Annotated in this window: 14 protein-coding genes; 8 read left to right on the top strand and 6 right to left on the bottom strand. The window is 46.1% G+C overall.

Annotation, left to right across the window (positions count from 1 at the left end):
* Positions 1-7: 7 nt before the first annotated feature.
* The 4 genes from EHN07_RS06155 (at position 8) to flgL (ending at position 4,814) form a co-directional block, all read left to right on the top strand.
* Entirely contained in the window at positions 8-1,126 is a 1,119-nt protein-coding gene (locus tag EHN07_RS06155; protein ID WP_124023303.1) for a flagellar basal body P-ring protein FlgI, read from the top strand.
* On the top strand, positions 1,126-2,085 hold the full coding sequence (gene flgJ, locus EHN07_RS06150; protein ID WP_124023302.1) for a flagellar assembly peptidoglycan hydrolase FlgJ: 960 nt from the start codon (positions 1,126-1,128) through the stop codon (positions 2,083-2,085). The genes EHN07_RS06155 and flgJ overlap by 1 nt, the downstream gene beginning before the upstream one ends.
* A gap of 118 nt (positions 2,086-2,203) precedes the next feature.
* Positions 2,204-3,841 carry a flagellar hook-associated protein FlgK gene (gene flgK, locus EHN07_RS06145; RefSeq protein ID WP_124023301.1) on the top strand — a complete coding sequence of 546 codons (1,638 nt, stop codon included), beginning with the start codon at positions 2,204-2,206 and terminating at the stop codon, positions 3,839-3,841.
* Between the two features lie 49 nt (positions 3,842-3,890).
* On the top strand, positions 3,891-4,814 hold the full coding sequence (flgL, locus tag EHN07_RS06140; protein ID WP_124023300.1) for a flagellar hook-associated protein FlgL: 924 nt from the start codon (positions 3,891-3,893) through the stop codon (positions 4,812-4,814).
* Here the strand turns inward: flgL and EHN07_RS20460 are convergent.
* Positions 4,808-4,960: a hypothetical protein gene (locus tag EHN07_RS20460; RefSeq protein ID WP_167467293.1), complete on the bottom strand. Its 153-nt coding sequence runs from the start codon at positions 4,958-4,960 to the stop codon at positions 4,808-4,810. The genes flgL and EHN07_RS20460 overlap by 7 nt on opposite strands.
* A gap of 355 nt (positions 4,961-5,315) precedes the next feature.
* Here EHN07_RS20460 and fliD point away from each other — a divergent pair, with 355 nt between their 5' ends.
* The 4 genes from fliD to EHN07_RS06120 all read left to right on the top strand — a co-directional run bounded on the left by fliD (position 5,316) and on the right by EHN07_RS06120 (position 8,647).
* Positions 5,316-6,773, top strand: coding sequence for a flagellar filament capping protein FliD (fliD, locus tag EHN07_RS06135; protein WP_124023299.1), 1,458 nt, complete (start codon positions 5,316-5,318; stop codon positions 6,771-6,773).
* Between the two features lie 65 nt (positions 6,774-6,838).
* Positions 6,839-7,246: a flagellar export chaperone FliS gene (gene fliS / locus EHN07_RS06130; RefSeq protein ID WP_124023298.1), complete on the top strand. Its 408-nt coding sequence runs from the start codon at positions 6,839-6,841 to the stop codon at positions 7,244-7,246.
* The gene (locus tag EHN07_RS06125; RefSeq protein WP_124023297.1) at positions 7,239-7,577 is read left to right on the top strand and encodes a flagellar protein FliT; all 339 of its coding nucleotides are present in this window, start codon (positions 7,239-7,241) and stop codon (positions 7,575-7,577) included. Before fliS ends, EHN07_RS06125 begins: the two co-directional genes overlap by 8 nt.
* Positions 7,578-7,915: 338 nt before the next feature.
* Complete coding sequence (locus EHN07_RS06120; protein ID WP_124023296.1) at positions 7,916-8,647, top strand: flagellar brake protein; 732 nt, start codon at positions 7,916-7,918, stop codon at positions 8,645-8,647.
* A gap of 351 nt (positions 8,648-8,998) precedes the next feature.
* Here EHN07_RS06120 and cheW read toward each other — a convergent pair whose 3' ends face one another.
* The 5 genes from cheW to EHN07_RS06095 all read right to left on the bottom strand — a co-directional run.
* Positions 8,999-9,505, bottom strand: coding sequence for a chemotaxis protein CheW (cheW, locus tag EHN07_RS06115; RefSeq protein ID WP_124023295.1), 507 nt, complete (start codon positions 9,503-9,505; stop codon positions 8,999-9,001).
* Between the two features lie 9 nt (positions 9,506-9,514).
* Positions 9,515-11,497, bottom strand: coding sequence for a chemotaxis protein CheA (cheA, locus tag EHN07_RS06110; RefSeq protein WP_124023294.1), 1,983 nt, complete (start codon positions 11,495-11,497; stop codon positions 9,515-9,517).
* Positions 11,484-12,467, bottom strand: a complete 984-nt coding sequence (motB, locus tag EHN07_RS06105; protein WP_124023293.1) for a flagellar motor protein MotB — start codon at positions 12,465-12,467, stop codon at positions 11,484-11,486. The genes cheA and motB overlap by 14 nt, the downstream gene beginning before the upstream one ends.
* Positions 12,464-13,348, bottom strand: coding sequence for a flagellar motor stator protein MotA (gene motA / locus EHN07_RS06100; RefSeq protein WP_124023292.1), 885 nt, complete (start codon positions 13,346-13,348; stop codon positions 12,464-12,466). Before motA ends, motB begins: the two co-directional genes overlap by 4 nt.
* Positions 13,349-13,472: 124 nt before the next feature.
* Positions 13,473-13,785 (bottom strand): FlhC family transcriptional regulator (locus EHN07_RS06095; protein WP_244202366.1); only part of this gene is annotated, 313 nt, incomplete at its 5' end.

Genomic DNA, 13,785 nt, shown 5'->3' with positions numbered 1-13,785 from the left:
ACAGCGCATGAAAAATTTACTTCTCACATTGTCTCTGAGCGTGCTCGGTAGCCTGATCTTCATGGCGCCACAACATGCACGGGCTGAACGCATTCGGGATCTGACCTCTATTCAGGGGATCCGTAGCAATTCCCTGATGGGATATGGACTGGTGGTGGGCCTGGACGGTACCGGCGATCAGACAATGCAGACGCCTTTTACCACTCAGAGCCTCAGCAATATGCTGTCGCAACTGGGGATCACCGTCCCTGCCGGCACCAATATGCAGCTTAAAAACGTGGCTGCTGTCATGGTGACCACGGAATTACCCCCTTTTGCACGGCCGGGCGAACACATTGATGTGGTGGTCTCTTCTCTTGGAAATGCCAAAAGCCTGCGCGGCGGAACCCTATTAATGACGCCGCTTAAAGGTGTGGATAATCAAATTTATGCTCTGGCTCAGGGTAATCTGCTGGTATCGGGCGCCGGCGCTCAAAGTGGCGGCAGCCGGGTGCAGTCGAATCAATTAAATGGTGCGCGTATCAGCGGTGGGGCCACTGTCGAACGTAGCGTTCCCACCGGCTTCTCTCAGGACAATATCCTGCATCTTGAGCTGAATGAAGATGACTTTAGTGTCGCACAGCAGATCAGTGATGAAATTAACCGTCACTTTGGCGGTAACACCGCAGTGGCCGAAGATTCACGCACGATCAAGCTTTTTGCGCCCGTTGAAACTTCAGCCAAGGTCCGCTTCCTGGCGGATGTCCAGAATATCCCCATTCATATTGGAATTATGGATGCGAAAGTGATTGTCAACTCACGGACCGGCTCGGTGGTCATTAACCGTCACGTGGTGCTGGACTCTTGTGCCGTAGCCCAGGGAGATTTGACGGTAGAAGTCTCCCAGTCTAATGAGGTAAGCCAGCCTGATACTCCCTTTGGCGGCGGTCAGACGGTGGTGACCCCGGGCACCCAGGTTTCGCTGCGTGAGCAAAATGGTTCATTGCAGAAGGTCAATACCAGTACCGATCTTAATCATGTCGTTCGGGCATTAAATGGGCTGGGGGCGACCCCTAATGATTTGATGTCAATATTACAATCGATGAAAAGCGCCGGTTGTCTACGAGCCAGGCTGGAGACTAACTGATGGCCAATTTATCGCTTGTTTCTGGTGCCGCATTTGATATTCGCGGCCTTGATGGGCTAAAGCGCGAGGTCAAAAACCATTCCGGGGAAGGATTAAAAGCGGCCGCCAAACAGATGGAGGGCATCTTTATCCAGATGATGCTGAAAAGCATGCGTGAGGCATCTTTTAAGGATGGCTTATTCAATAGTGACCAGTCGGATATGTTTACCGCCATGTATGACCAGCAGGTTTCTCAGGATATTGCCGCCCAGAGTAAAATGGGATTTGCCGATCTGATGATCAAGCAAATGGGAGGAGAAGCGCCCACATCCCAACCGACGCGAGGTGCAGCTCCAGCCCCCTATGTACTCAACCAAACTGCTTTTGCGGCAACAAAAGCGAAACTTTCCAGCCTCTCTCAAAAAATGGATATCGGGCTTAATCAACAAACCGTCACGACCAGCATCCGGAGTATGGAAAAAAATACGCACTTTATTTCGAAGATGCTGGAGCCCGCGCTAGCGACGGCTAAAAAGAGTGGTATCCCACACCTGTTAATTATTGCGCAGGCGGCGCTGGAATCAGGGTGGGGTAACAGAGAAATTACCACGGCTGAGGGTAAGAAAAGCCATAATCTGTTTGGTGTGAAGGCCACCCCGGCCTGGAAAGGTGAATCAACAGAAATCACCACCACTGAGCTGATCAACGGTACGCTACAAAAAGTTAAAGCGGCATTTAAGGTTTACCCGTCATATTCTTCGGCGCTGGATGATTATATCGCCCTGCTGACGCATAACCCTCTTTACCATAACGTTGCACGATCCGGTTCGCCGGAAAAGGCCGCTCAGGCCCTACAGTCTGCCGGGTATGCAACCGACCCCGATTATGCGCAAAAGCTGATCAATATTATGCATAAAGTAAAATTAAATATCAGCCACGGGCTGGACTCCTGTAAAACGGATCTGTCCTCAATTTTTTAATCATTAGTATTTTAGTTTATTTGAAAAATACCGATAAATTATCCAGAGGGCGGATTTTCATGACGAACTCGGGGAAATACGCGAACACATTTCGTTAATAATCCAACATTGGTGAACCATGAATCTTATGTATCTGGCTCAGAGTGGGCTTAGTTCGGCACAGGCTGCAATGAATGTCATTGGCAATAATTTAAACAATGCGATGACGCCAGGCTATAGCCGGGAAAATATCATTCTGGGAGAAAGTGGAGGTAAAACCACCAACACTGGTTATTTCGGCTATGGCGCTGAAGTTGATGGCGTGCAGCGTGCTTACGATGGGTTTGTCAATACCCAACTGCGCAGTGCGACGACAGAAAATATGGGCCAGAGCAGTCGCTATGAGCAATTCAGTCAGATAGATAATATGCTGGGTGACGACAGTAATAATATTTCTGTATCCCTCAATAGCGTTTTTAAAGCATTAGAAATGGTTAGCAGCAAACCCGCAGATCCCGCTGCACGTCAGGGAGCATTTGCGCAGTTTCAGGCAACGGTTTACCACTTTAATGCCAACAGCAATACGCTTGATGGGCTGGAAAAAAGCACCAATACCCTGATTACACAAAATGTTGCTGATATCAATGCTGATGCTAAACAGCTGGCAAAGCTGAATGATGAAATTGGTAAAATTCATGGCCGCACGGGAGATTTACCAGCGGACCTGCTTGATCAACGCGATCAATTACTCAGCCGCCTTAGTGAAAAGGTGGGAATTAAAGTTAACGAAAATACCGACAATGGCCGGGTTGATATTACATTATCTAACGGTATGCCGCTCGTTAACGGCAATCGCTCCTATCTGCTTGACGCCTCCCCTTCTGCACAGGACCCCTCTAAGACGGTCGTTTCATATGTTGACGCCTCCGGCAATAAAATGCCGTTTGATGAGACCCGAATGACCAATGGAGCCCTGGGGGGGTTATTTAAGTTTCGTAATGAAGATCTCACCGATGCCCGTAACCAGTTAAATCAGCTGGCCTTGCAGATGGCCAATAAATTCAATGAAGTGAATGCCGCAGGTCTCGATCCTAAAGGGCAGGCTGGCGAGAAGATTTTCAATATTGCCGACCCTGTTGCGTTAGCCAATCGTGAAAATACGGGCAATGGGGCATTAAACGTTACCTTTACAGATGCCAGCAAAGCACAGTCTGAGAATTACACTCTGACATTTAAAGGCCCCGGTAAAACCGATTGGGATGTGCAGACCAAAGATGGCAAAGCCATTACCCCCACGGTTGGCGTAAATGGCGAGCTGGAATTTGATGGGCTGTCTGTAAAACCTCAGGGTACGCCGCAGGTGGGTGATAACTTTACGATGAACCCCGTCTCGGGCGCCGCAGGGAAGCTCAGCATGAAGATCACCTCCGGTGAGCAGATTGCGGCGGCAGGTCAAACAGGTGGTCAAAGCAATAACGAAAATATCAAGGATATGCTTGCCATCAAGAACACCAGGCTTATCGGCAATGGGACGCTTATTGAAGCTTACTCAAGCCTGGTCAGCTCTGTCGGTTCCTCGATGACCGCATTAAAGGAAGATTTATCGACATCCGCAAAAGCATGTGAGTCTCTCGTGCAGCAGCAGCAAGGCATTATTGGCGTCGATATCAATGAAGAAAGCATCAATTTGCAGATGTATACCCAGTTTTATCAGGCAAATGCACAAGTATTACAAACGGCCAATACCCTCTTTGATGCGCTATTGAATATTCGTTAATTCTATTTTTACGCCGGCGAGATCAAGCGCCACTTTAAGGAGATTTGTTATGCGCCTTAGTACCCACTATATGTACCAGCACAATATCGATAGCCTGTCTAAGGCGATGAATACCAGCAATGATATTGGCTCGCGTTTATCTGCAGGCCAGAAATTACTCACGCCCTCTGATGATCCTTCCGGTGCTGCACAGGCCGTGCTTTATCAGAATGCTTTAGCCACCATGGATCAATATGATTCCGCACGCCAGAATGCGCAGGATGCGCTGAATTTCGAAGACAATACCCTCAATTCATTAAGCAATATTTTAACCACCAGCCTGAGTACAAAAATTGTTGCCGCGGGTAATGGAACCAGCTCCAATGCCGACCGCCAGGCGCTGGCAACGGAATTACAGGGAATTCACGATAGCATGCTGGATTTGGCGAACACAAAAAATAGCGATGGCTGCTATATTTTCGCCGGTTATGAAACAGATAAGGTTCCTTTTAGTAAAACAGGCGCCTATCTGGGAGGCGATACGCCGATCACACAGCACGTGGCAGACAGCACGGAAATGCAGGTAGGACATATTGGTAGCGATGTCTTTATGAGCGGAACGCCACACGATTTGTTTGCGGCGCTGGATTCCGCCATTGCCGCACTGAAGGTTCCGATTGCGGATGGCGACGACAAAGCCCGCCAGGCACTGCAGACAACTCTTGATAGCGCGAACGTATCGATTAAACAAGGCATCGATAACCTGGGAAGGGTTCAGGCCCAGGTGGGGACCAGCCTTCAGCAAATTGATGCTCTGGCGCTGACCTCTGCCAACCAGGAAATGAATGTAGAAACCCGATTGCAGGAAACGGTCGGTTCCGATTACACCTCGTTTATTAAGATGCTCAGCCAGTCAAAAATGTCTGATTTTGCCCTGAACTCTTCGATGATGGTGTTTCAGTCGATGCAAAAAATGTCTATTTTTAATCAATAAGCCAAGCGGTGGTGCATTTTTACCCAGAGCGTATTTTGCTGTGCTTGATGATGATTTTCAGTATTCCCAGGATAACGCTGGCAGGAAATCATCATCAGCGGATAGGCACCGAAAAAGTATTTCACCGATGGCATCAGCAGCCGCATTTAATGATGCAATCATGGCCGTGTGGCTAAAGAACCCGGCGGTGTTTATTTATCACTGTAACCCAGACACAGATGTTAAACATCGCAGTAAAATGTTGCATTTACGGAATATTTTACATTACCCGGAACCGGGTGAAATGCCGTTATTAATGTGCGCTTATTGCGTCATTAGCACAAAAATATTCCTTGAAAATCCATAACCCGTTAATTCGATGTAGAGAGAAGAAGATAAAAGTGCTTTTAATGCCGATTCAAGTTGCCGCCTGAATGATAAAAAAATTAAACTTTAAAAATCGCCAACCGATATCTAATAATGAAGTGCACTTAAAATAATATATCTTCAAAGGAGAGTTTAATGGCTTCTATCTCATCATTGGGTATCGGCTCCCAAATGGATACGGCAGGAATGCTTGAAAAGCTCCAGTCTTCGGAGCAACTGCGCTTGAGGCCTTACAGTCTTATGCAGAACGGCTACAAATCGAAGATTTCTGCCTGGGGACAAATATCGAGTGCGATGTCGGCGTTTCAGGGCGGTGTCAAAAGCCTCTCTAAGGATGCCTTTAACGCCCTGTCAGTGAGTACCAATAAAGCATTTACCGCCAAAGCAGGAACGGGGGCCTTTGCGGATACCCATGCCGTGCATGTTGAGCAGCTGGCGGTGAGCCATAAGCTCAGCAGCAGCGTGGTGGCCAAATCGACAGATCAGCTGGGCGTGCAAAATGGAAGCACTCGTACCATCACTATCACAAACGGCAGCGGGAAGCAGACCAAAGTTGAATTGAAGGATGACGAAACTTCCCTCGACCAGATTGCTAAAGCCATTAATAAACAGGATGGCGAATGCAGCGCATCGGTTGTACGTGTCGAACAGGGCTATCAATTACTGCTGAACTCTAAAGAAACGGGTAAAGATGGTGAAATGAAGGTCGAGGTTTCAGGCGATACACAGCTTGCCACGATGCTCAACACCACACACGGCGGAAAGAGCAATACCAGCTCCGGCAGTAACGCAGATGGCATGACCCAGGTTTCTGAGGCCCAGGATGCCAGGTTAACTATTGACGGCATTAATTATATCCGTTCAACCAACAACATTACGGACATCATCGCGGACGTCACCCTGGATCTGAAAGATAAATCAGAAACTACGGCGCCTGAGCAGCTGACGCTGACCCATGACAATACCGCGATTAAAAGCAGCGTTAAGGATTTCGTTCAAAAATATAACTCATTGCTTACCGTGACCGCCTCTGCCAGTAAATACGTCAGGAATGATACTTCCGGATTAGCTGAGGAAGATGTCGCATCAAAAAACAGTCAGAATGGTGCGCTGATGGGGGACTCTACCCTTCGTGGACTGGTGGGTGAAATACGTTCTGCGGTGAATGGTATTTATGGCGAAGACAATGCAGATATTAACGCTCTGGCCGATCTGGGTATTAAGATTGATGCTGCCACCGGGCAAATGAAGCTAAATGATACTGAGCTTGATTCGGCCATTGCGGATAACCCGGATGCTATCGCCAATTTATTTAAGGGGCATGGCGCTCAGGAAGGGCTGGCAACAACCCTGGATAAGATTGTGACCAAGTATGTCGGGGATTCTGCGACTAAAACCACTGGGATCATTAAATCATCCACGGATGGCCTGGATGAGCAGGTTAAAATTATGCAAACCCAGCTGGATAAAACGCAAAAGCTGATCGATGCACAGGTTGAGCGTTATCGGGTGCAGTTCGAAGCGCTGGACAACACCATGTCCAAAATGAACAGCCTGAGCAGCCAGATGACCGGCATGTTAGCGAAACTGTAATCATCACCATTCATTTATGACCCAGCAGGAGAAGGTTTTTTCCTGCTTATTTATCCGGGAGCGGCATGTATTCTAAATCGGTAAGTAAAGCTTACGCTCAGGTTGATCTGGAAAGCCAACTAGCGGGCGCCTCACCCCATGAATTAATTTCCATGCTATATGATGGAGCCAATAACGCGGTACTACGGGCGAAAATTTATTTTGAAATGGGGAATATCGCTAAGCGCGGAGAGATGATCTCGAAAGCTATCAATATTATTGATAACGGCTTACGCACGAGCCTGGATCATGAGAAAGGACAGCATATTGCAGGCGATCTCGACAGATTATACGAATATATGTCACGAACGCTGCTGGAGGCAAACCGTAAAAATTCTCCTGAGCAGTTAAATAGCGTCAGTGAAATATTGACAAACCTTTCCATTACCTGGAAGGAAATTGAGCCAAAGAAAAGGTTGGTGAATAATGGCTAATGCCGTATCAGAAGTCTATAATGAAATGTATCAGTTAAATTTCAACCTGCTCGAAATGGCTCAACAGGGAAAATGGAAAGAATTCATTGCGCTTGCTGAGATCTATGTCATTAAACTGCACGAGGTTATCAGCACTCATGATTCAAGCGTGCAGGCAGATGAACATTCTGATTTTAGAATCATGTTTAATAACCTGATTGAAAATGAAACTAAAATTGAACAAAAGATAAAAAACCGTCTTGCCGACTTAAAAACAGAAATGTCAACCTTGAACCGCAGCAAAAAGTGTAATGCGGTTTATTCTTTAGGTTCGATCAATGCCTTTCATTAACTCCATTGGTTTGATTGAGCTAAATAAAAATGCCGGATTAAAAATGGCAAGCCAGGCCATATAATTTTAACTATCAAAAAAAGTAATCAGCGTGCATTAGCATTCGTTTATCACGGCATAACTATCATCATTGCAAAAATTAGTGGTTATGCCTGACACTTCCGCTCCACGAAAAATCGTCTGGAAACCGGATTAGATACTAACACTCATACATAATAAGTATTATTGACATTTATAATTAGCTAACAATCGCCCTGGTGCATATATTTACAATTCAGTTGCATGTAGATAACGTATGCAAAACAATAACCACATGAGCATTGCAAGGATTTACGAAAGTGAGTATTAACAATGATCAATTTCTGAAAGATAACCCATTAGAAATTATTAACGTATTACGTGAACTACAAAAAAGAGATGCGCCAATAAGTATTAGCTGGCCCGGCAAGCAGTGTATTAGCAAAATCCTCAAGGTAACCGATGGTAGCCTGATTATTGATTTTAGTAGCCATGCAGCAGATAACGAAGCTCTCCAGCATGCGTCCAAAATTAAAATCTCTGCTGAAAATCATGGAGCCAAAATCGAGTTTAGCTTACCTCAATTACAGGTAACTCATTACCTTAATCTCCCTGCATTTAGTTCATCACTGCCATCATCATTACGTTTTATACAACGTCGCGAATATTTCCGCATTGAAGCCCCCTTGCAGGCAACTTTTCATGGCAGCACTAAGTTTGATGACGGCATACCCTTTATATTCCCTTTACGCGATATATCACTCGGAGGAGTCGGCGCATTGCTGGACAAAGAGCTGCCCACAGCGCTACAGGAAGGGCAATGCTTTGAACAAGTGGAGCTGGATTTTGCAAGCTTCGGCAAACTCTGTCTCAATATGCAGCTGGTCACGATTTCCGAACGAAAAATTATTAACAGAAAAAATGAAACTGTCGCAGTACCACGCCTGGGTTTCCGTTTCCTGGGGGTGACGCCTTCCCAGGAACGTCAACTTCAGCTTATCATTTTTGCCCTCGAGAGAACCGCCCGGGAAAAATATAATCGAGTGCGTTAATGGATGTTTGCATTTAACTCTCACCGAGCCTCAAATCTTCGGATAGCCGATTATTGGCAGGTCGCCCGCAGCGGATAGCGGCCAGGGCTATCCGTGTCCAGCTTCAGCAAAAGTTAAAAACTCCCTCCAAAATAAACCGTGCGGATAGCCCGGATACTCCAGAATCAAGCTAAGAACGGCGGGATGTCGGCTGGTTGAAAGACTTTTAAACCAGCCGCCAGGATCTTCTCTATGGAACATGAGAGTTACCTTGTATTTTATATAAGGTCTCAGCCCCCTATTAAAATAGGGCAACCCTCAATCTTTTAAGGAAGGATATGAATTTAAGCCACGACTAATACATCAGATTAATTACAAACTGGCAGTTTCAGCCACTCTCTCAACAATTTCCATTTCATCGCTGTTAAGCAGTTTTTCAATATCAACGAGGATCAACATGCGGTTATCGAGCGCACCTAAGCCAAGCAAATACTTAGTGGATAATGTGGCAGTAAAATCTGGCGCGGGTTTAATCTGATCGGCCCGCAATGCCATCACATCGGAAACACCATCGACCACAATGCCCACGATACGATCGCAGAGATTTAAAACAATCGTGACTGTATTATCATTAATATCCGCTGAATCCAGTTGAAACTTAATCCGTAGATCAATAATCGGTACAATTATCCCACGAAGATTAGTGACTCCTGAAATAAACTCCGGTGAATTAGCTATACGCGTTACACGATCGTAACCACGGATCTCCTGAACTTTAAGAATGTCAATTCCATACTCTTCATTACCCAATGTGAAGACCAAATATTCTTGATCGCCATTAGATTCACCATTCTTTTTTTCTGTGCCCGAAAAATGCATTTGATTGCCTCACACGGTCGGTAAAGGTTGATTATTATTTAACGAAAGCTTTTTGTTTTTGCTCAATGAAATCAGAGCCACAACGTCCAAAATTAATGCAACGCTGCCATCGCCTAAAATGGTTGCTGCAGAAATACCAGGTATTTTTCTATAGTTAAGCTCAAGGTTTTTCACCACCACCTGATGCTGACCAATAAGCTGATCAACTAATAATGCATAACGACACCCGGCGCTTTCAAGGATAACGGCAATACCATCTCTGGCCTGTTTAACATCACTCTCGATACTAAAGACCTGCTGTAATTCCACCAGGGGTAGATATTCTCCCCGGACTAACAGCATCTGTTCGTCACCGGTCATACGATACAGCGCATCTTCCGACGGTTTTAACGACTCCATAACCGTACCGAGAGGTAAAACATAAATTTCTTTCCCGACTCGTACCGACATTCCATCAAGGATTGCCAGGGTCAGCGGCAGAATAATACGGATGGTGGTGCCTTTATCCTGCTCAGAATAAATTTCTACATGGCCACCCATCGCCAGAATATTACGACGCACCACGTCCATGCCAACGCCGCGTCCAGAAACATCGGTGATTTTTTCCGCAGTAGAGAATCCTGCAGCAAAGATCAGCATCCAGATCTCTTTATCACTCCAGTTATCATTTACGGCAAGGCCCTGGGAATGGGCGCGGGCGAGGATCTTCTCGCGGTTTAAGCCTGCACCGTCATCAATAACATCAATAACAATACTGCCGCCGTGGTGCTCAGCAGAGAGAGTCAAATTACCTTTAGCCGGTTTCCCTTTGGCCAGACGGGTTTCTATTGATTCGATACCATGATCGAGGCTATTACGTACCAGATGCGTTAACGGATCGATAATACGTTCGATCAGGCTCTTATCCAGTTCGGCAGAACCGCCTTTAAGCGTTAGCTCAATATCTTTATTTAACTTATTACCCAGATCGTGTACTAAACGCGGGAAGCGGCTGAAAACATACTCCATTGGCATCATGCGGATAGACATCACCGACTCCTGCAGGTCGCGTGCGTTTCGTTCCATCTGCCCGATACTACTGATCAATGATGCATGCTGTGCCGGATCCAGCCCGGCCGAAAGTTGTGATAGCATCGCCTGAGTGATAATAAGCTCACCGACCTGGTTGATAATCTGATCAACTTTCTCCACCGCAACCCTCAGGCTGCTTGACTCCGCCGATTGCACGCGCGGGGCAGCTTTTTGTTTCACCGGAGGAGTTGCCTTTAACTCAGGCTTAGCTTGTTCAGCGGCCGGAGCCGTTTCCGGCGCGTCATCTGTTTTAGCAACGTCTGGAGTAATAACGACTTGTTCCGGCTCCAGCACAAAACACAATACGGCCAGAATATCGTCTGCCGGTACTGCCGTGCGGAGTTTAACCTGCAATAAATCAGCCTGCTGGCTCTGCTCGAGTACATCACCCAAATTAGCTAACTCTTCCAGCAAGACCGCCTTATCCGAATCTGAAACGGCGCTAAGAGCAATCGTCATCACATTAGCAGGATCGCCTGCTTCAGGCGCTTCAGGCTGCTCAATCACTACGGGTGCTGCCGGCGCGCTCGGTTGTTTATCTTGCTGTGCTATCTGGCGTAGTGCTTCACAAATGTAGCGGAAACTGTCCTGGTCCGGCTCCTGCGAGGATTTATACGCATTAAGCTGATCTTGCATAATATCTTTGCTCTCCAGAAACAAATTTACGATGTCACTATTCAGCTGTAGCTGCCCACGCCGTGCGTCATCCAATAAGTTTTCCATAATATGGGTGGTTTCTTGCAGAATTGTAAAACCGAAGGTTCCTGCCCCCCCTTTTATAGAGTGTGCCGCACGGAAAATTGCGTTCAGCATCTCAATATCGGGTGATGTGGAATCAAGTTCCAGCAGGTGTCCTTCCATATCAGCCAGGAGCTCATCAGCTTCATCAAAGAATGTTTGGTAAAAATCACTGATGTCCATCTTGCTCACCTTTCCCCTGTAAGGAATTATGTAAATTATTAGCAGGTGGCGCAGAGATGATTTCGTTACCACCCGACATCTTTTCCAGTTCAGCTTTAATTTTCTCGCTGCTCTGACTATCTGAGATATTTTGTAAGACCGTGTCCTCATCCCGGATAGACTTTTCTTTTTTCATGCTAAGTACAAGTATGCTAATACGCCGATTAACCGGATCGTTCGGTTGAATATTTTCAAAAGACATTTTGTCGGCAGTACCAATCACGCGCAGAAATTTATTATCGTCTAACCCAGAGGCGACTAGCATTTGTCGTGAGGCGTTGGCCCGGTCTGACGATAATTCCCAGTTACCATATCCTGCGTCACCATTGACATACGGCAACGAATCCGTATGTCCGGTAATATTTATATGGTTAGGAAGATTATTAAGCGCCGGTACTAATGCCTGTAGAATTCCATGCATATAGGGTTCCGGAGTTTTGCTGCCGACTTTAAACATCGGGCGCTCCTGGGTATCCACAATCTGGATCAGAAGCCCATCTTCGGTTAAAGAAAGGCGAAGATTGGATTGAAAATTACTGAGCCGCGGATCTTTATGGATCAACGTATCCACCATTTCATGCGCATGCTGTAAATTGTGGACGCTCTTATTTTTATCGCGCTGAACCAGTTTTTGTTTGAAAACTTCACCGCTCTGCTTCATTAAATCGTCCCCGCCACCAGGGATAAGGCTACTGCTCAAGCTAGATTTATCGCCCGAAGACAAAGCAACTTTCAGCGGCATTTTGAAATAATCTGCTATTTGTTCTCGCTGTAGTGGCGATGATGTTGATAGCAACCACATCACAAGAAAAAAGGCCATCATGGCGGTCATAAAATCCGCATAGGCGATTTTCCACGATCCCCCGTGATGGGCGTGTTTATGTTTTTTACGCTTGCGAACGATAATTATCTGATCTGAACTCTTACTCATGATGCAGCGCTTTCCGAACTAGCAGAGGATTTAGCCTCACGGACATGATCTTCAAGCTCTACAAACGTTGGTCTTTCGCTGGAAAATAAGGTTTTACGACCAAACTCAACGGCAATTTGGGGGGCATAACCATTCATACTGGAAAGCAAAGTAATCTTAATACACTGAAGCATCTTGATTTGTTCAGCGCTTTTTTGACGAAGCAAGGTTGCTAAGGGTAAAAAGAAACCATAAGCAAGTAGAATACCTAAGAAAGTGCCTACCAACGCATGGGCGATCAGCTCACCCATTTCAGCTGCAGGACGGTCGGCAGATGCTAAGGCGTTAACGACCCCCATAACTGCTGCGACAATTCCAAAAGCAGGGAAGGCATCACCGACGGAGTTAAGGCTACTCGCCGGGACCTCATGCTCGTGTTCGCAGGTCTCTATCTCCTCATCCATCAGGGCTTCAATTTCAAAGGTATTCATGCTGCCGCTAATCATAAGCCTCAGATAATCAATGACAAAATTCATCAATGATGCATCAGCCAGCAACCTGGGATAGGTCGAAAAAATAGGACTGCTTTTTGGATCTTCAATATCACTCTCCAGCTGCATCATCCCGCCCTTTCGAGCCTTGGTTAGCAGCAGGAACATCATTGCCATCAGATCCATATAAATAGCTTTGGTGTAGAGCGAACCGTGAAATAAATGCGGTAATGCGCGCACAGTGGCTTTAATAGACTTCCCATTATTACCCACGATAAAAGCGCCTAAACCGGCCCCACCGATAATTAATAGTTCAGTAGGCTGATACAGTGCGCCTAGCTGCCCGCCGGCAATCATGAAGCCGCCAAACACCGTTGAAAAAACCACGAGATAACCAATTAATACCAGCACCTGTACTCCTTAAATAATTCAATATCAAGACCAGATTAGTGTTTTTTATAAAGATAAATTTGGCACACAAAAAGTCCGTATCACATATTAACGACACTAGGTTCAAGCAAGATTTATAGAATGCTCAGCCAACCGCTGTGTTAGCAAAATCGTCAAAAGATGCGTCAGGTAATTCACACATTTTTATCGCACGTGAAGGAGGACTACACAGGCTACAGGTAAATTTATTTTTAGAATATTCTGAGGTGACAACAAACCCACCACCACAAACACAGCATTCGGTATGCTTTATGATGCCACAGTCGATAAACCGCAATAATGTCCATGCGCGTGTTAAACCCAAGACTGGTTTTTCGTCTGACCCGGTTGGACATTGCTCAAGGTACAAACGATAGGCTTTAACGGTAGCTTCTATCGGACGGCAATTTTCCGTTTTT

Source organism: Buttiauxella warmboldiae, assembly GCF_003818135.1.
Classification (GTDB): Bacteria; Pseudomonadota; Gammaproteobacteria; order Enterobacterales; family Enterobacteriaceae; genus Buttiauxella; species Buttiauxella warmboldiae.
Note: the sequence above shows the minus strand (reverse complement) of the source record. Positions and strands in the feature narration are given on the sequence as shown.

Bases quoted from the DNA above. Each gene is read 5' to 3' on its own strand.
- EHN07_RS06155 (WP_124023303.1), top strand. From the start codon at position 8: ATGAAAAATTTACTTCTCACATTGTCTCTGAGCGTGCTCGGTAGCCTG.
- flgJ (WP_124023302.1), top strand. From the start codon at position 1,126: ATGGCCAATTTATCGCTTGTTTCTGGTGCCGCATTTGATATTCGCGGC.
- flgK (WP_124023301.1), top strand. From the start codon at position 2,204: ATGAATCTTATGTATCTGGCTCAGAGTGGGCTTAGTTCGGCACAGGCT.
- flgL (WP_124023300.1), top strand. From the start codon at position 3,891: ATGCGCCTTAGTACCCACTATATGTACCAGCACAATATCGATAGCCTG.
- EHN07_RS20460 (WP_167467293.1), bottom strand. From the start codon at position 4,960: ATGCGGCTGCTGATGCCATCGGTGAAATACTTTTTCGGTGCCTATCCG.
- fliD (WP_124023299.1), top strand. From the start codon at position 5,316: ATGGCTTCTATCTCATCATTGGGTATCGGCTCCCAAATGGATACGGCA.
- fliS (WP_124023298.1), top strand. From the start codon at position 6,839: ATGTATTCTAAATCGGTAAGTAAAGCTTACGCTCAGGTTGATCTGGAA.
- EHN07_RS06125 (WP_124023297.1), top strand. From the start codon at position 7,239: ATGGCTAATGCCGTATCAGAAGTCTATAATGAAATGTATCAGTTAAAT.
- cheW (WP_124023295.1), bottom strand. From the start codon at position 9,505: ATGCATTTTTCGGGCACAGAAAAAAAGAATGGTGAATCTAATGGCGAT.
- cheA (WP_124023294.1), bottom strand. From the start codon at position 11,497: ATGGACATCAGTGATTTTTACCAAACATTCTTTGATGAAGCTGATGAG.
- motB (WP_124023293.1), bottom strand. From the start codon at position 12,467: ATGAGTAAGAGTTCAGATCAGATAATTATCGTTCGCAAGCGTAAAAAA.